General features: G+C 65.4%; 16 protein-coding genes. 7 read left to right on the top strand and 9 right to left on the bottom strand.

Annotated features, from left to right (window positions below; translation table 11 throughout):
• Positions 1 to 25 precede the first annotated feature (25 nt).
• The 4 genes from TQ38_RS08165 to TQ38_RS08150 all read right to left on the bottom strand — a co-directional run bounded on the left by TQ38_RS08165 (position 26) and on the right by TQ38_RS08150 (position 3,063).
• Entirely contained in the window at positions 26 to 781 is a 756-nt protein-coding gene (locus TQ38_RS08165) for a class I SAM-dependent methyltransferase (protein WP_043975230.1), read from the bottom strand.
• Between the two features lie 106 nt (positions 782 to 887).
• Positions 888 to 2,015: a peptide chain release factor 2 gene (gene prfB, locus TQ38_RS08160; RefSeq protein WP_043975231.1), complete on the bottom strand. Its 1,128-nt coding sequence runs from the start codon at positions 2,013 to 2,015 to the stop codon at positions 888 to 890.
• Between the two features lie 209 nt (positions 2,016 to 2,224).
• Positions 2,225 to 2,782, bottom strand: coding sequence for a peroxiredoxin (locus TQ38_RS08155; protein WP_043975423.1), 558 nt, complete (start codon positions 2,780 to 2,782; stop codon positions 2,225 to 2,227).
• 50 nt (positions 2,783 to 2,832) lie between these two features.
• Positions 2,833 to 3,063, bottom strand: a complete 231-nt coding sequence (locus TQ38_RS08150; protein ID WP_043975232.1) for a biotin/lipoyl-containing protein — start codon at positions 3,061 to 3,063, stop codon at positions 2,833 to 2,835.
• Positions 3,064 to 3,396: 333 nt separating this feature from the next.
• On the opposite strand from TQ38_RS08150, the gene TQ38_RS08145 reads away from it, so the two are divergent.
• Together TQ38_RS08145 and TQ38_RS08140 are read left to right on the top strand one after the other, a co-directional pair.
• Entirely contained in the window at positions 3,397 to 4,284 is an 888-nt protein-coding gene (locus TQ38_RS08145; RefSeq protein WP_043975233.1) for an SDR family NAD(P)-dependent oxidoreductase, read from the top strand.
• A gap of 103 nt (positions 4,285 to 4,387) precedes the next feature.
• Positions 4,388 to 5,260 carry a CoA ester lyase gene (locus tag TQ38_RS08140; protein WP_043975234.1) on the top strand — a complete coding sequence of 291 codons (873 nt, stop codon included), beginning with the start codon at positions 4,388 to 4,390 and terminating at the stop codon, positions 5,258 to 5,260.
• Between the two features lie 65 nt (positions 5,261 to 5,325).
• Here the strand turns inward: TQ38_RS08140 and TQ38_RS08135 are convergent, their stop codons facing one another.
• Positions 5,326 to 6,705, bottom strand: coding sequence for a M20/M25/M40 family metallo-hydrolase (locus TQ38_RS08135; protein ID WP_043975235.1), 1,380 nt, complete (start codon positions 6,703 to 6,705; stop codon positions 5,326 to 5,328).
• Between the two features lie 123 nt (positions 6,706 to 6,828).
• Between TQ38_RS08135 and TQ38_RS08130 the strand changes: the two genes are divergently transcribed.
• The 5 genes from TQ38_RS08130 to TQ38_RS08110 all read left to right on the top strand — a co-directional run bounded on the left by TQ38_RS08130 (position 6,829) and on the right by TQ38_RS08110 (position 13,522).
• On the top strand, positions 6,829 to 7,860 hold the full coding sequence (locus tag TQ38_RS08130; protein WP_043975237.1) for a hypothetical protein: 1,032 nt from the start codon (positions 6,829 to 6,831) through the stop codon (positions 7,858 to 7,860).
• A 105-nt stretch (positions 7,861 to 7,965) separates the two neighbouring features.
• Complete coding sequence (gene ettA, locus TQ38_RS08125) at positions 7,966 to 9,645, top strand: energy-dependent translational throttle protein EttA (RefSeq protein WP_043975238.1); 1,680 nt, start codon at positions 7,966 to 7,968, stop codon at positions 9,643 to 9,645.
• A 208-nt stretch (positions 9,646 to 9,853) separates the two neighbouring features.
• A complete protein-coding gene (locus TQ38_RS08120; RefSeq protein WP_052505687.1) occupies positions 9,854 to 10,822 on the top strand; it encodes an RcnB family protein in 969 nt (322 codons plus the stop codon).
• Between the two features lie 145 nt (positions 10,823 to 10,967).
• The gene (locus TQ38_RS08115; protein ID WP_043975240.1) at positions 10,968 to 11,633 is read left to right on the top strand and encodes a 2OG-Fe(II) oxygenase; all 666 of its coding nucleotides are present in this window, start codon (positions 10,968 to 10,970) and stop codon (positions 11,631 to 11,633) included.
• The gene (locus tag TQ38_RS08110) at positions 11,630 to 13,522 is read left to right on the top strand and encodes a DUF885 family protein (protein ID WP_043975425.1); all 1,893 of its coding nucleotides are present in this window, start codon (positions 11,630 to 11,632) and stop codon (positions 13,520 to 13,522) included. Before TQ38_RS08115 ends, TQ38_RS08110 begins: the two co-directional genes overlap by 4 nt.
• On the opposite strand, the gene TQ38_RS08105 is transcribed toward TQ38_RS08110, so the two are convergent.
• From TQ38_RS08105 to TQ38_RS08090, 4 genes are all read right to left on the bottom strand, one after another.
• Positions 13,465 to 13,995, bottom strand: coding sequence for a DUF1003 domain-containing protein (locus TQ38_RS08105; protein ID WP_043975241.1), 531 nt, complete (start codon positions 13,993 to 13,995; stop codon positions 13,465 to 13,467). The genes TQ38_RS08110 and TQ38_RS08105 overlap by 58 nt on opposite strands.
• Positions 13,995 to 15,608, bottom strand: coding sequence for a lysine--tRNA ligase (locus TQ38_RS08100; RefSeq protein WP_043975242.1), 1,614 nt, complete (start codon positions 15,606 to 15,608; stop codon positions 13,995 to 13,997). The genes TQ38_RS08105 and TQ38_RS08100 overlap by 1 nt, the downstream gene beginning before the upstream one ends.
• Before the next feature lie 164 nt (positions 15,609 to 15,772).
• A complete protein-coding gene (locus tag TQ38_RS08095; protein WP_043975244.1) occupies positions 15,773 to 16,066 on the bottom strand; it encodes a DUF2218 domain-containing protein in 294 nt (97 codons plus the stop codon).
• Positions 16,063 to 16,857: a PadR family transcriptional regulator gene (locus tag TQ38_RS08090; protein WP_082057678.1), complete on the bottom strand. Its 795-nt coding sequence runs from the start codon at positions 16,855 to 16,857 to the stop codon at positions 16,063 to 16,065. The genes TQ38_RS08095 and TQ38_RS08090 overlap by 4 nt, the downstream gene beginning before the upstream one ends.
• Between the last annotated feature and the right edge of the window lie 84 nt (positions 16,858 to 16,941).

The raw sequence follows: 16,941 nt of genomic DNA, 5'->3' as shown, positions 1-16,941 counted from the left end.
CTTTCGTCTTTCCCGAGCGCGAAGCTCAGCCCTGCGATCCGTCAGTTTTCGGCGGCGCCTCGCCCGCTAAGCGGCAAGGTTTGATGTCGGCCGGTTTGGGCCGTGTGCCCACTGCCTCGAACTGCGCGTAATATCCTTGCAGTTCCGGCTTACGAACAAATTCAGTCAAACGAAAGCCCACCGAGGCGAATTCGCAGAACAGCAGCGACGGCGCGATGCCGTGCGTGTCGGTAGGCTTGTCGACGTCGACCACGATTATCCGGCCGCCCGGACGCAGGCCTGCGCGCATCCGCCACAGGAACGCGTAAGGCTCGGAGACCTCGTGGTACATGTGGACCAGCAGTATACGATCGAAACTGCCGCGCGGCAAACTCGGATCGTCCGGCTTGCCTAGCTTGATCGATACGTTGTCTATCCCTTCGCGCATGACGCGCGCTGCCAGCCGCTCATTGGCGGCCGGGCTGATATCTTCGGCCAGCACCCGCCCGTGCCTGCCCACGCGCTGGGCGATGCGGACAGTGTAATAGCCCTCACCCGCGCCGAGATCTGCCACGCTCATGCCCGGCGCGATGCCTGCCAGGTCCATGACAGTGTTCGCCTCATGCGCGCTGTCGCGCTGGGCTTCGGATGCGAAAGTATTGACCCCGGCCTTGGAAACCGGGCGATCGGCCATGGGGAATGCGCGCGCGCTCTCGGCCCTGCCGTCGTCGACGGCAGGCTGCTGGCAGGCGGCAAGCGCCAGGGCCAGAACAGCAGGAACGAGGGGACGGGCGCGAAACATGCGGCCCCTTAGCGACTCGAGGTCACGTTGGCAAAACCCTTGAGGCAGCATGAACCGGGCGCCCCGTCTCTCGGCGGGACGCCCAACTGGTTCATAAAAGGCTGGATCAGTCCACGTCCTCGACGTCGACCTTCTCGCCGGTGACCCGCTGCGAGAGCGCGGCGGCCATGAACGGATCGAGTTCACCGTCAAGCACGTCGTCCGGCGCGGTCGAGACATAGCCGGTGCGCAGGTCCTTCACCTGCTGGTACGGCTGCAGCACGTAGGAGCGGATCTGATGGCCCCAGCCGATGTCGCTCTTGCTGGCGTGTTCGGCGCTGGCGGCTTCCTCGCGGCGGCGCATCTCGGCCTCGAACATGCGCGCCTTGAGCATGCCCATGGCGATTTCGCGGTTCTTGTGCTGCGAACGGTCGATCTGGCTGGCGACGATGATGCCGGACGGCTGGTGCGTGATGCGCACGGCCGAATCGGTGGTATTGACGTGCTGCCCGCCCGCACCCGAAGCACGGTACGTGTCGATCTTCAGGTCCGACGGGTTGATGTCGATCTCGAAGGTGTCGTCGATCACCGGGTATACCCACACCGAAGAGAAGCTGGTGTGGCGCCGCGCCGCGCTGTCATACGGGCTGATGCGGACCAGGCGGTGCACGCCGCTTTCGGTCTTGGCATAGCCGTAGGCGTTTTCGCCCTTGATGAGCAGGGTGCAGCTCTTGATACCGGCGGACTCGCCCGAATGGTAATCGACCAGTTCGACCTTGTAGCCCCGACGCTCCGCCCAGCGGGTGTACATGCGCTGGAGGATTTCGGCCCAGTCCTGGCTTTCCGTACCGCCCGCGCCCGCATGGACTTCGAGGTAGGTATCGTTGCTGTCGGCTTCACCGCCGAGCAGCGCCTGGATCTTGTCGGCATCGGCGCGGTCGGCCAGCGCTGAAAGCGTGGCGAGGCCTTCCTTGATGGTGTCCTCGTCGTCTTCCATCTCGCCCAGTTCGACGAATTCGGCGGCGTCTGCCATCTCGGCGCTGATCTCGTTGACGGTCCCGATCGAGGCCTCCAGCCGGCGGCGCTCCTTCATGACCGCCTCGGCCTCCTTGGGCTTGTCCCAAAGAGTCGGATCCTCGACGCGTGCGTTCAACTCGTCGAACCGGCGCAGGGCGCGGTCCCAGTCGAGGAACTTGCGGACCAGCGCGAGGGCCTTCTCGATACGCGCTATGTGGGCCTGCCCTTCGGCACGCATGGGGAATTCTCCAACGAAACTGCTACGCCGTGCGCATAACGCGAGAGCGGCGTATGTAAAGCGCGCTAAGATATCGGCGCGCTGGAAGGCGGCGCTATTACCCGGTGATGGGGGTGATGTTCAAGCGCGCAAGTGAGCGGGGGCCATCAAGCCGTCCCGCAAGCCCCTACCTGCGCCGTAGCGAACAGGTAAGGGGGAAGGAAAGCCTGCTACTTCTTTAGCTTCTGCACAGCTGCGAGCGTGAGCTTGACGTGATCGCGGTAGTCCAGTTCGGAATGGACCATGGTGATCCGTCCGTCCTTGGCGATGACGTAGCTGGTACGGTCGGTCATCCCGGCCGGCGCACCTTCGCGCTTGAGGGCGACGTCATAGTCTTTGATGATCTTGGGTGTCGCGATCGCGACCGCGAACTTGTCACGGCAGGCCTCGGTCGAGAACTTCTGCAAGGTCGGCAGATCATCTGCCGACATGCCCACCACCGACGCGCCGGCCTTGGCGAAATCGTCGGAAGCCTCGGCGAAGGCGTGCGCCTCAAGCGTGCAGCCCTGCGTGAAGGCCTTGGGGTAGAAATAGAGCACGACCGGCCCGCGTTTGAGCGCCTGCTTCAGGTCGAACCCCATGACCTTGCCGCCCTTCGCGCCCTTGGTGGCGAATTCCGGGGCCTTCGCGCCAACTGGCAGGCTGGCACTGGCGATACCGGGTGCAAGCACGAGAGCCGCAGCGGCGATCGACGCAAGGACGGGCGGAGCAAGGAGAGTCTTGAGCATCCGCGCAATCTGGCCCGGCAGCACTGCGCTGTCCAGCCGAATGAACCGGATTACTCGATGTAGCCGAGCACCGTGCCGACCTCGTAGGTTTCGCCGACCTGTCCGACGATCCTGAGCGTGCCCGATGCAGGTGCCTCGACCTCGTTGGTCGACTTGTCGGCTTCGAGCGAGAACAGCGGCTGCCCCTCGCTCACAGCGTCGCCGTCCTTGGCGAGCCATTCGGCAACCTGGCCCTCCTGCATGGAGAAACCGATCTTCGGGAGCAGGATTTCAACGGACATGGTACTGGTGATCCTCCACGCTATTTCTGGAAACGACCCGCGTGTTGTGTTCTGCGCGCGGCCGGGCATTTGGACGATGGGTAGCCTACTGAACGGGGCAGGCAAGCGCACCGCCCGCCCGCAGATCGACAATCCGTGTCGGCGATGTTGCGACGGGTTCACGCGCGCTGGGCTGCTCGCGCACCGGCTCCGTCTTGCCTCGCCGATATCGACAGGCGCCTGCGCTTCGCGATAAGTCTTGCGCTGCAAGAGCGCAGAGCCAGAATGACACAAGATCAGGCGCGATCCGGCAACCGGTCGCGTGAATAAGCAAGACACCGGAGGATACCTCAAATGAACGCTGCCGATCCGCATCCCCCTACAAGACGCTGCGTCGTCGTCACCGGCGCCAGTTCCGGCATCGGCAAGGCCAGCGCCGAGGCGTTTGCCCGCATGGGCTGGCATGTCATCGGCACCGGCCGCGATGCCGAGCGGAGCGCCGCCGCCGAGGCCAGCCTTCGCGCCCTGTCCCCGCCCGGCGGACGCGTCGACTTCCTGCGCGGAGATTTTGCGGAGATGGCCGATGTGCGCCGCATCGCCGCAGAGATCGCCGCGCTGACGGACCGGGTCCACGTCCTCGTCAACAATGCGGGCGGAGTTCGCGATGGTCTTTACACCTCGTCCGAGGGGCTAGAGTGGACGTTCGCCGCCAACCATCTTGCCCCTTTCCTGCTGACCCGAGAGCTTATGCCGCTGTTGGAGCAGGCCAGCGGGACTTCCGCGCCGGGCACCGTGCGCGTGATCGCCGTCTCCTCGCTCGGTCACAAGCAGTGTTCCGCGATGCGCTGGGATGATCTGATGATGCGTGAGGACTTCGCTGCCGGATCTGCCTATTGCCAGGCCAAGCTGGCGAACCTGCTTTTCACGCGCGAACTCAACCGCAAGGTGGAAAGGCGCGGGATCGTTGCCCAGGCGATGCACCCCGGCAAGGTCGGGTCCAATTTCTCCAGCCACGGCGAAGCCTCGCTTAAAGCCTACATGGCAACGCAGAACCTCATCATGCCCGAGCAGCCCGCCCGTACCATCGTATGGCTGGCGACCGCGCCCGAGACGGGCAGGCATGGCGGGCGCTATTTCTACGATCTCGCGGAAGAACAAGCCGCCCCGCAGGCGCTGGACGACGAGGCCGCAGCGCGGCTCTGGCGGGAAAGCGAACGGATGCTCGAAAGCGTCGACGCCTGAGTGAACGGGAAACCCCGGGAACACCGGCAAACCTGCGCTTGACCGGCCGCCCCCGGCCACCGCAAGGAAGCGGCGACATTCTTGATCTTGGGAACCTGCCTGCATGACCCCAGCCGACCGTCCCCGCCGCAGCGCGCTCTATCTGCCTGCCTCCAACGCCAAGGCCATTGCCAAGGCCCGCACCCTGCCCTGCGACGTGGTTATCCTCGACCTTGAGGACGCAGTTGCACCCGAGGCCAAGGCAGAAGCGCGCGCCGCCGCCGTCGCCGCGGTCGAGGAAGGCGGCTTCGGCCACCGGGAGGTCGCTATCCGCGCCAATGGCATCGACACCGAATGGGGCGCGGCGGATCTTGCCGCCATCGCCGGATCAAAGGCCGACGCGGTGCTGGTGCCCAAAGTCGACAGCCCGCAGGACATCGCCCGTTACGAACTGGGGCTGTCCGCGGCGCCCGCCTCGATGCAACTCTGGGCGATGATCGAGACCTGCGCGAGCGTCTTTGCGCTGGAGCCCATCGCGGCGATGGCGCATTCCAGCCGCCTGTCGCTGTGGATCATGGGCACCAACGATCTCGCCAAGGAAATGCGCGCGCAGCTGACGCCGGAACGCACGCCGTTCCTGCCGTTCCTCTCCATGGCAGTCGCTGCCGCCCGCGCGCACGGTGTCGCGGTGCTCGACGGCGTGTGCAACGAGTTTCGCGATCTCGATGCCTTTGCGGCCGAGGCCCGGCAGGGGCTGCTGTTCGGTTTCGACGGCAAGAGCCTGATCCACCCGGCGCAGGTCGATCCGTGCAACACGGTGTTCTCGCCCGGAGAAGCGGACCTCATTTGGGCGCGGACGGTGATCGAGGCGTTCACCCTGCCCGAGAACCAGGGCAAGGGCGCCATCCGCGTCGATGGCAAGATGACCGAACTGCTACATCTGGAACAGGCGAAGCGGCTGGTTTCGGTGGCGGAGAGGATCGCGGCGGCGGGTTAGAAGTAAAGCGGGGCCCCGGCCTTATCGGACGGCCCCGCTTCCTTCAGGCCGGACGAAACGCCGGCCTATTCCGCTTTCACGGTGGCCTTGCCGATCGGCCCGGCTTCGTTGGCCACCACCTTGAGCACCGCAGCCCAGGCATCGACATTCTGCTGAAGCGCCAGCGGATCGACCTTGTCGAGCGTATCGTCGGGCGTGTGGTGCAGGTCGAAGTAATGCATCCCGTCCTGCCCAAGATCGATCACCGCCAGGCTTTGCGCCTTGATGATCGCGGAAACATCCTCACCGCCGTCGGCAGCGCCTTCATGAGGCACGATGCCCATCGGCCAGAGCGCGGCCTTCACCTTGTCGGCCAACGCCTTGTCGGTGGGCGCGGTGTCGAACTTCACCTGCCACACCTTGTCGGCGCCGAAATCGCTTTCCATCGCCAGCGCGTGAGGCTCCCTGCCGTGCAGCTTGACGTAATGTTCGCCGCCGCCGCCGGAAAGGCCCATCTCCTCATTGCCGGACCACAGCACGCGGATTGTGCGCAGGGCCTGCCCGTCCTTGTTTGCGGCCAGCGCGGCCGCCGTCACGATCGCGCAGCCCGATGCATCGTCCACCGCCCCGGTGCCCAGGTCCCAGGAATCGAGATGGCATGCGACGACGATGATCGGCAGCGAAGGATCGCGGCCCGGCAGTTCGGCCACAACGTTGCCCGAAGTCGCATCGGGAAACGGCTTGCCCATCAGCGTCAGGTCGATCGCCATCGGCTTGCCGCGCGCGGCGGTGCGGGCGATCAGATCGGCATCGGGGTTGGACACCGCGCCCGAGGGGATCGGCGTGACGTCCTTGGCGAAAGTCGTGACCCCGGTATGCGGATTGCGGTGGCTGTCGGTGCCTGCCGAACGGATGACGACGCCGGCTGCTCCCTTGCGCGAGGCGATGGTCGGCCCCTGCCTGCGCACGTTGCCGTAAGGGCCGTAACCCGAACCGTCCTGCGCTGCCCGCATGGCGTGATCGATGAAGGCGACCTTGCCCTTGAGCGAGCCATCGGGCGCTGCCTCCAGCGCGGCGAGCGTGGGAAAATAGACCAGCTCGGCCTTCAGCCCGCCCTTGGGGGTGGGCACCGAAAAGCCAAGCGCCGTGATCGCAAGCGGCTGGGCATAAGGCGCGGTCAGCGCCGCGCTTTCGGGCCCGCGCGTCCAGGCGCGGGTCTTGAATTCCTCGACCGCGACCTTCTGGAAGCCGAGTGACTTGAGCTTTTGCGCGCCCCAGTCCCGCGCCCGGTCCTCGGCCGAGGAACCGGCGGGGCGCGGGCCGATCTCGGTCGTCAGCCCCTCGACGATGTCCCAGGCGACGCCGGAGCCCTGGACGGGCGCGGCAAGAGCCGGAACGGCAACGGTCAACGCGGCGGCGGCAAGGCCGAAAGCGATGGGCGGGCGGGGCTTGGTGACAATGCTCATGTTGCAGGTGCTAACCGAGCGGCAAGGTCCTGCCAAGGTGCGGTTAGCTGTGTCTCGTGCCGGTGTGGAAAAGCGGCCATACCGCCACTTGCGGCAAGCCGTCCGAGCGAACACAACCGCGCGATGTTCGCCTCGCTCACCCGCTTTCAGGCCATTGCCGTCCTTGCCGGGCTGGTGCTGCTCGCGGCGCTGTCCCTGACGATCCGCGCTGAGCCAGGCGGCGCCGCGATCACCGGAAACGGGACATATTCCGACGTGAAGCTCTACGTCGACATCGCCCAGGCCGTGAGCGGCGGCGAGGGCTACTACCAAGCCGCCACTCGCCTGCACCGCGCCCACGGCTTTCCCACCAGCCCCTTCGTCACTGTCCGCCCCCCGACCCTTGCCTGGATCGAGGCGGCGCTGGGGCTGAAAGCGGCGCACCTGCTGCTGGGCGCGCTGCTGGCGGTCACCGTCCTCGCCTGGTACGCGATGCTGCGCCCGCTGGGCAGCGCCGCCGAGCGGGTGGGCGCGGCACTGCTTGTCCTCATCGGCGGCGCCATGGTCGCCAGCGCCAATCTGGTGGTGACTCATGAACTGTGGGCCGGCGTCCTCGTCGCGCTGGCGACCGCGCTGCTGGCGCGCGGCCTGTGGGTCCCCGCGCTGCTCACCGTCGCCTGCGCGCTGGCGATCCGCGAACTGGCGCTGCCTTTCGTGCCCATCGCTGCATTCTGGGCCCTGCGCGGCGGCAGAAAGCGCGAGGCCGCTGCATGGATCGCCCTGCTCGCTGCCTATGCCATTGCGCTCTATCTGCACAAACTCGCCGTGACACCGCTCTCGCTGCCGGGCGACGCGCTTTCGCAAGGGTGGGGCGGGATGCGCGGGCCCGCGGCGCCCTTGCGGGATATCGTGGACGTGACGCTCATCAACCTCCTGCCGCCGCCGCTGTCCTACCTTGTCGCCCTGCTCGCACTGGTGGGCTTCCTCGGCGCACCTGCCGCGCTGGCGCGGATCGCCCTGCCCTGGCTCGGCGCTATCGTGATCCTGCTCGCCGGATTCGCGCGGCCGGTGAATTTCTACTGGGCGATCCTTTGCGTGCCGATAGTGACCGCCGGGCTGGCCTTCCTGCCCCGCCTTGTACGCCAACTGGTCGAAGCCCTGCGCCGTCGCGGCTGAACCGGGGCGCGCTCGATGCCCGCCCATCTTGCGGGCGCATGTCCGGGCCTGTAAGGGCCGTTGCCAAGAACTCCCATATCGTATTCTTCCATCCAAAGGACGCCCATGGCCGCCCAGTACGCATACGTCATGAAGGGCATGACCAAGACCTTCACCGGCGCTCCCAAGCCGGTACTCAGCGACATCTCGCTGCAGTTCTACCAGGGCGCCAAGATCGGCATCGTTGGTCCCAACGGCGCGGGTAAATCCACGCTTATCAAGATCATGGCCGGAATCGACACCGATTTCACCGGCGAAGCCTGGGCCGGTGAGAACATTACCGTCGGCTATCTGGAGCAGGAGCCGGAGCTGGACCCGACCAAGTCGGTTCTGGAAAACGTCAAGGACGGCGCACGCGAAACCGCCGACCTCGTCGACCGTTTCAACGAGATCTCCAACATCATGGGCGATCCGCCGGAAGACGTCGATTTCGACGCGCTGATGGAGGAAATGGGCGACCTGCAAGGCAAGATCGACGCCGTCGACGGCTGGACGCTGGACAACCAGCTCGAAATCGCGATGGAAGCGCTGCGCTGCCCGCCGGGCGACTGGCCGGTGGAAAGCCTCTCCGGCGGTGAAAAGCGCCGCGTCGCGCTGACCCGGCTGCTGATCCAGAAGCCCTCGATCCTGCTGCTCGACGAACCGACCAACCACCTTGACGCCGAATCCGTCGAATGGCTGGAAAACCACCTCAAGGAATACGCGGGTGCGGTGCTGATGATCACCCACGATCGCTACTTCCTCGACAACGTGGTGGGCTGGATCCTGGAACTCGACCGCGGAAAGTACTTCCCTTACGAGGGCAACTACTCGACCTACCTCGAGAAGAAGTCCAAGCGCATGGACCAGGAAGACCGCGAGGAATCCGGCCGCGCCAAGGCGCTCAAGGAAGAACTCGAGTGGATCCGCCAGACCCCGGCCGCGCGCCAGACCAAGTCCAAGGCGCGTATCCGTAAGTTCGAGCAGCTTCAGGATGCCCAGGCCGGTCGCAAGCCCGGCAAGGCCCAGATCGTCATCCAGGTGCCCGAGCGCCTCGGCGGCAAGGTCATCGAGGTCAAGGACGTTTCCAAGGCCTACGGCGACAAGCTGTTGTTCGAGAACCTCTCGTTCATCCTGCCGCCGGGCGGCATCGTCGGTGTGATCGGCCCGAACGGCGCCGGTAAATCCACGCTGTTCAAGCTCATCACCGGCAAGGAAACCCCGGATTCGGGTTCGATCGAGATGGGTTCGACCGTCCACCTCGGCTTCGTGGACCAGAGCCGCGACCACCTCGACCCCAAGAAGAACGTCTGGGAGGAAATCTCCGAGGGCGCCGACTACATGACGGTCAACAAGCACGAGATGTCGACTCGCGCCTATGTCGGTGCGTTCAACTTCAAGGGCGGCGATCAGCAGAAGAACGTCGGCAAGCTCTCGGGCGGTGAACGCAACCGCGTCCACATGGCCAAGATGCTCAAGCTGGGCGGCAACGTCCTGCTGCTCGACGAACCGACCAACGACCTCGACGTGGAAACGCTGGGCGCGCTGGAAGAAGCCATCGAGAATTTCGCGGGCTGCGCCGTGGTCATCAGCCACGATCGCTTCTTCCTCGATCGTCTCGCCACTCACATCCTCGCCTTCGAGGGCAACAGCCACGTCGAATGGTTCGAAGGCAACTTCGCCGCGTACGAGGAAGACAAGCGCCGCCGTCTGGGCGACGCTGCCGACCGTCCGACCGCACTGGCCTACAAGAAGCTGACGCGCTGACCGCAGGCGCGGCTCAGCCCTCGCTTGGCGCCACATGAACAGGCCGCCGTTCCGGAACCGGGACGGCGGCCTGTTCATGTTCATAATCCCGAAAATGAACGGCGAGCAACAGTGCGGTTAACGTCCGCGACAGCGGCGATGCATTATTGGTTGTTCCACGATGAGCCGCGATCGCCGTCCGGCGAATTCGGTTTTGGAGACCGGAACAATGCCAAATATTATAAAGACAAAAGCAGGTGTACTGTTCACGGCCGGCGCCATGGCGCTGGCGGTCGCGGGAATGTCCACGCCAGCCTTCGCGCAGCGCGGCGACGGTGATCGCGGGGAACGCGCCCAGCGTGAAGCTGCCCGTCCCCAGCCTCAACCTCAGGGCCAACCACAGGCACGCGGGAACGACGGCCAGCGTGGCAACTGGCGCGGCAACGCCGGTCAACCTCGCCCGCAGCAGCAGGTGGAGCGCCAGCAACAACGCCCGCCGCAGGGCCAGCAGGCAAGCCCCAACGAAATCCGCCGCAACCTTCCGGGTTGGGCTGGCGGCACCCGTAACGGCGAGCCGGTAAGCCGCACCAATCCGCCGCAGGGCAACGTGCGCGTCGATCGCGGCAACGACCGTAACAACGGCCGGGGCGACAACCGCGACCGTGGTTCCTCCTGGCAAAACAACAACGACCGCCGCGATGATAATCGCGACCGCGGCTCGGGCTGGCAGGGCAATAACGACCGGCGCGGTGACAATGACCGCTGGCGCGGCAACGGTAACAACAACGACCGGCGCGGCGACAACGACCGCTGGCGCGGCAACGGCAACAACAACGACCGACGCGGTGACAACGACCGCTGGCGCGGCAATGGCAACAACAACCGCAACTGGGACCGTAACAGCTGGCGCCGCGACAATCGGTATGACTGGCAGAGCTATCGCAGCCGCAATCGCTCCACTTACCAGATCGGCCGTTATTACTCGCCTTACCAGAACTACTCGTACCGGCGCGTGGGCATCGGCTTCTCGCTGGGGTCGATGTTCTACGGCAACCGCTACTGGGTGAACGACCCGTGGCAGTATCGTCTGCCGGAAGTCTACGGCCCGTATCGCTGGGTTCGTTACTATAACGACGTGATGCTGGTGGACATCTACAGCGGCGAAGTGGTCGACGTGATTTACGACTTTTTCTGGTAAGCGGCCGGAAAAACTGAAAACGGAAGACCCCCAGGTTCGACGAGCCTGGGGGTTTTCCTTAGAAGGCAGCCGCAAATTACTTTTCACCAGCCGCGGCAAGGGCAGCAATTGATCTGCAGGGCTTCGAAGGTACTCTACCCGGCAGATGACAATCCCCGCCCATCCCGACCGCAAGGCCCTCGCCCGGATAGGCGCCAGTGTTCGCGAACGGCTTGCCGGTGAAACCTGCGTGCGGCGCCTCCCCGACGAGCGCGCGGAAATCTACGCCATCGACGACTTCCTGCCCGCCCTCGCCCGCGTCCACCTCATGGCGGCGATCGATGCCGTGGCCTGCCCCTCCAGCCTGATTGACGGTGCCGACTGGCCCGACTACCGGACCAGCTTCTCAGGCGACCTCGACGCGATGGACACCTGTGTGCAGGACCTGGAGACACGCATTTCCATCTTGACCGGCATCGCTTCTGCCTGCGGAGAATCCGCCCAGGGGCAGCGCTACCAATGCGGGCAGTACTTTCGCGAGCATTGTGACTGGTTCGACACCGGTTCGCGTTACTGGCAGCGCGAGCGTCGTTGCGGCGGGCAGCGCAGCTGGACGGCCATGGTCTATCTCAACGCCGTCGACGAAGGCGGTCTCACTGACTTTCCCCGCATGGAATTCAGCATCCCCCCGCGCGCAGGAACCCTGCTGCTATGGAACAATGCCCAGCCTTGCGGCGCTCCCAATCCCTGGACCCTGCACGCCGCCAGGCCGGTAGTGCGAGGCGTGAAATACGTCGTCACCAAGTGGTTCCGGGCCCGCACCTGGCAATGACGGGGCGAACAGGGTCTAGACTCGCGGCACTGGCTCTTGCCAGCGCCGCTGCGTCGCTGCCGGGAACGGCTGCACTCGCGGCTGCGCCTCAGGTTGCCCCTGAGGTTGCCGCAAAGGCCCCTTCCAGCGCCGAGACCCCGGCCAGCCGCCTGCGAGACCTCTTCGCCGACGATGCCGCGCGCGAAGAGGCGCTCGACCCGCTGGCCGCGCTCTATCGCGGCGATGTCGACGATATCGCCGACCTCGCCCGCATCTATACCGACGCCCTCGCGCGCGACCAGCAGGCGTCCGCGCGCCGCAGCCGCAGCACGCTGGCGACGATCCGCCGCGCTGACCTGCCTGCCGATTTGCAGATTTCCTACGACGTTTTCGCCGCCCTCAAGGACCAGGAACTGGCTGCGCTACGCCCGGAAATACGCGCGCTGACAGACGTGCGCCCGTTCAACCACTTCGGCGGCCTGCATGTCGAGTTTCCTTCGCTGATGCCCCCCGGCGGCGTGATCGCCTACGCCGATGAGGACGATTATGCGCGTGCCCTCGCGCTTTACCGTGTCTTCCCTCAGATGATCGACAATGTGGTCCTGCGCTTTCGCGAAGGGCTGGCCAGCCAGGTGATCGAACCGCGCTTGACGGTCGAGAACATGATCGCCCAGATCGACGCGATCCTTGCCCGTAGCGAGGCGGATTCGCCGTTTCTGCAGTCGCTGGACCAGTTCCCGGACACGGTGCCCGAAGGCAAGCGCGCCGCCCTGCGTGCCGCGTTCGCATCCGCCGTCCACGACCGCGTCCTGCCCGCCTACCGCCGCCTGCGCACGTTCCTTGCCGAGGAATACCTGCCCGCTGCGCCCGATGGTGTGGGCCTGTCACAGATGAAGGGCGGCGCGCAGCTTTACCGCGTCCTGATCCACCGCGAGACGACGTTGCCGCTGGGCCCGGACGATGTGCACAAGCTCGGCCTATCCGAAGTCGCGCGCATCCGCCGCGAGATGGAAGGGGTGCTGCGCGAACTGGGCGACACGGGTAATCTTGACGCCTTCTTCGAGCGGCTGCGCAGCGATTCCCGCTTTCACCCCAAGTCCGCCGCGCAACTGGCCCAGGGTTTCGCGCGCATCGGCCGCGAAGTCGACGCCGCCCTGCCGCGCTACTTCGCGCGGGGCCCTGCCGCCCCCCTGCTGATCGAGCCCTATCCCGTCTATCGGGGCCGCTTCGAGGCCGGGGGATCCTACGCCGAAGGTTCACCAGATCGCGGCCGCCCCGGTGTGTTCTTCTTCAACACCTATGACCTGCCGCACCGCTTCCTCAGCGGCATGACCACGCTCTACCTTCACGAAGCCGTGCCCGGCCATCACCTTCAGGTCACCCTGGCACGCGCCAATGCCGACCTGCCGCCATTCCAGCGTTACGGCGACAACAGCGCCTTCGTCGAAGGCTGGGCGCTTTATGCCGAGACGCTGGGCTATCCCATGGGCCTTTACCGCGACCCGCTGCAGCACTGGGGCACGCTCGACGACGAGATGCTGCGCGCCATGCGTCTCGTGGTCGATACCGGCATCCATGCGCAGGGCTGGTCGCGCGCCGAGGCGATAGACTACATGCTGGCCAATTCAGGGATGGGCCGCAGCGATGCCGAGACCGAAGTCGATCGCTATATCGCGATGCCGGCACAGGCGCTGTCATACAAGATCGGCGCTCTCACCATCCAGCGCCTGCAGGCCAAGGCGCGGGCGATGCTGGGGGACCGCTTCGACATTCGCGGCTTCCATGCCGCCGTGCTGGGATCGGGCTCCCTGCCCTTGCCGGTTCTGGAAACGGTGGTCGACCGCTGGATCGCTCAGGTGTCCGCGCCGCCCTTGGCCGGGGAGCGGGTAGCGAGAATTTCGAACAGGTGATCCATGCGCTTGTGCAGCCGGATGATCTCCAGCTGGGTGCGCAAGTTGACCTCGTAGTCGTGGCGGGCGGCGATGCGATCCTTGTCCGAAGCGCGGTTCTGGCTCATCATGATGACCGGCGCCTGGATCGCCGCCAGCGTCGACAGCATCAGGTTTAGGAAGATGTACGGGTAGGCATCGAAGGGATGCAGCCCGAACATTTCCAGGACGCTGCTGTTGATCAGCATCCACCCGAACAGCACCGCGCCAAAGGCGATGATGAAGCCCCACGAACCGCCGACGGCAGCCACCCGGTCCGCCAGCTTGTCGGCGAAAGTGGCGTGGAGCGCCGCTTCCTCCTGCGCGTCCGGGCCCATCAGGGTGCCCGACGCGATGCGTTCGAGCACCCGCCGCTCTTCATGGTCCACGTCGACCAGTTTGCGGCCGAGCAGTTCCTCGCAGAGTTCCTCGGGGGACCGGGGGACGCCGTGCATCAGGCGGCGCTCAGTGCCTCTGCGATCAGTTTGCGCGTTTCGGGCACACCGTAAAGGGCGATGAAGCTACCCATACGCGGCCCCTGAGGCGAACCAAGCAGAGTTTCGTAAAGCGCCTTGAACCAGTCGCGCAGGTTCTCGAAGCCGTAAGCCTCGTTCTTGCCGATCTCGTAGACGGCGTTCTGCAGGTCTTCGGCGGTGACATCTGCCCCGGCGGTGGCAAGCTGCGCGTCGAGGGCTTTCAGCGCCTCGGCCTCGTTCGCGGACGGAGCCCGGCGCTTTAGGGTCGGCGCGATGAAGTCGCGGTTGGTCGCCAGCGCGGCGCGCACCATGTCGGCCAGCGCGGGGTGCGCCTCCGGATTGGCGTCGGCTACGTAATTGCCGAGATACGACCACACCTGCTCCGCCGTCGCGTCCGCGCCCAGCACTCCCACAAGGTTGAGCAACAGCGCAAAGGTCACCGGCACGGTATCGCCCGCACCCGGCTTGTCGCCATTGGTGCGCAGCAGGTGCCAGACCGGGTTGCCAAGCTGCTTGTCGAGCGCCTGGCCTGCCAGGTTGCCCCGGAACTGCCAGTATTCATCGACAGCCTTGGGGATCACGCCGACGTGGAGCTGCTTGGCGCTCTTGGGTTCGCGGAACAGGTAGAAGCCCAGGGAATCTTCGGTGCCGTAGGTCAGCCACTGGTCGATGGTCAGGCCGTTGCCCTTGGACTTGGATATCTTTTCGCCGTTCTCATCCAGGAACAGCTCGTAGATCAAGCCTTCGGGGCGCTTGCCGCCAAGGATCTGGACGATCTTGCCCGACTGCGTGACCGAATCGGTCAGGTCCTTGCCGCACATTTCATAGTCGACGCCCAGCGCGTACCAGCGCATCGCCCAGTCGACCTTCCACTGCAGCTTGGCCTGGCCGCCGAACGCGGTCTGCTCGATGACGGTCCCGTCCTCGTCGGTGAAGCGGATCATGCCGGTGGCGGCATCCAGCACCTCGACGGGAACCTGTAGCACCACGCCGCTGGTGGGCGAAACCGGCAGGACCGGCGAATAAGTCTTGCGGCGCTCCTCGCGCAGGGTCGGCAGCATGACGCCCATGATGCCCTCGTAGTGGGCCAGAACGTTGCTCATCGCGGCGTCGAAGCCGCCCGAATTGTAGCGGTCACTGGCCGAGACGAATTCGTAGTCGAAGCCAAACCGATCGAGGAAATCGCGCAGCATCGCATTGTTGTGATGCGCAAAGCTCTCATGCGTGCCGAACGGATCGGGGATGCGGCTAAGCGGCTTGCCGAGATTGGCGCGCAGCAGATCGCCGTTCGGAAGGTTGTCGGGCACCTTGCGCAGCCCGTCCATGTCGTCCGAAAAGGCGACAAGGCGGGTCGGCGCGCCGCCGGTCAGCGCTTCATAGGCGCGGCGCACCAGCGTGGTGCGCAGCACTTCCTGGAAAGTGCCGATATGCGGCAGGCCCGAGGGGCCATACCCGGTTTCGAACAGCACCGGCGCAGGCGTACCGTCAGGGGCCATCTTGCCCTGCGGATAACGCTTGAGCAGCTTCTGGGCCTCCTGGAAGGGCCAGGCCTTGGATACGCGTGCGGCTTCGATCAGGGCATTTTCAGTCATGGCCGCGCTCATTGGCGAAAAGCGCGATTTTCGCAAGCGTGGAGTCGTTTTCGGGAATGCGGCGTCGCAGCTAACCGCCCACAGCCAACGTCAGGATGACGCGGTGTAAATGACGCGGGGCAAATGGAGATGCGGGCGGGCGCACTGGCCCGCCCTTCCCCGTTTCATCCCTCGCGCCAGGACCACTCGTAAGTCAGCGGCGCCTCGCGAAAGGCGAAGCGGTCGATGTGGTTGGCCACCACGCCGGTCAGCTTCTCCACATCCTCGCGGCTCTCGCCGGTGATGGCGATGGCGATGCCGCTATCATCCGCTGTCATGGTGGCGACAGCGGTCGGAAAGGTCACCGTTCCGGTTTCTCCCTCCAGATGCGTTTCCAGCTTGTGGCTCCAGTGGTTGCACAACTGCTTGACGTACTTGCCGCCGCTGGCCGTCTTCACGTTTGCTTCGATGGTGTTCAACCTTCGATCCTTTCGATCTTGCGGGTGGCCTCGTCGATGGCATCGGCCACCTTGAGGACCAGTTCGCGGTCCGCGCCGTCCTGCGAGAGGCGGTCGAACATCGCGGTCTTGAGCGCATGCATGGCCCGGCGCACCGGCGCAGGGTCCACCTTGTCGCGCTGGGCGGCAAGCGCTGTCAGGCGCTCCTTGAGTTCTGCGGCCTTGGCGCTGTCAGCCTCGGCCTTGGCGCGGCCCTCGTCGGTCAGCCCGAAAGCCTTGCGCGATGTTTCATCGGCGACCGGCGCGATCAGGCCCGATTCCTCCATATAGGTCAGCGCGGGATAGACCACGCCCGGGCTGGGCGCATAGTCGCCGCCCGAAAGCGCCTCGATCTCGCGGATCAGGTCGTAGCCGTGGCGCGGGCTTTCCGCGATCAGCGCCAGAAGCAGCGTCTGCAGTTCGGCCTGATCGAACAGGCGCTTGCGGCGCCCTCCCCCAGGACCACCGCGACCGCCGCCATCACGGCCGCCGCCGGGACCACCGGGCCCCATGCCCCAACCGCCGCGCCCGCCGGGGAAGCCTTCCCCGAACCCGCCGCGACCGCCGAAAGCGCCGGCGCCCATCAGGCCGCGTACCATGGCATGCTTGCCGCGCTGGCCGAGCACTGCGCGAACTTCGTCCACGCCCTCCTCTGCCCTGGCCATCATCGCGGCCATCAGCGTCTCCCGGTCGAAGCCATGGCCATGACCGAACCTGCGGCCCCTGCGGCCACGTCCGTGACCGCGCTCCTGTGTGTTGTCTTCGTTTCTCATCTGGCGTTCCATATCTTTCATGATGCCTCTAAGATATATCTCGAATGATCTCTTGCAAGAGCCAAAAATGTATCGGCCTGTAAT

The sequence above is a fragment of the Novosphingobium sp. P6W genome, from assembly GCF_000876675.2.
GTDB lineage: Bacteria > Pseudomonadota > Alphaproteobacteria > Sphingomonadales > Sphingomonadaceae > Novosphingobium.
This window is presented reverse-complemented; position numbering and strand designations above follow the sequence as displayed.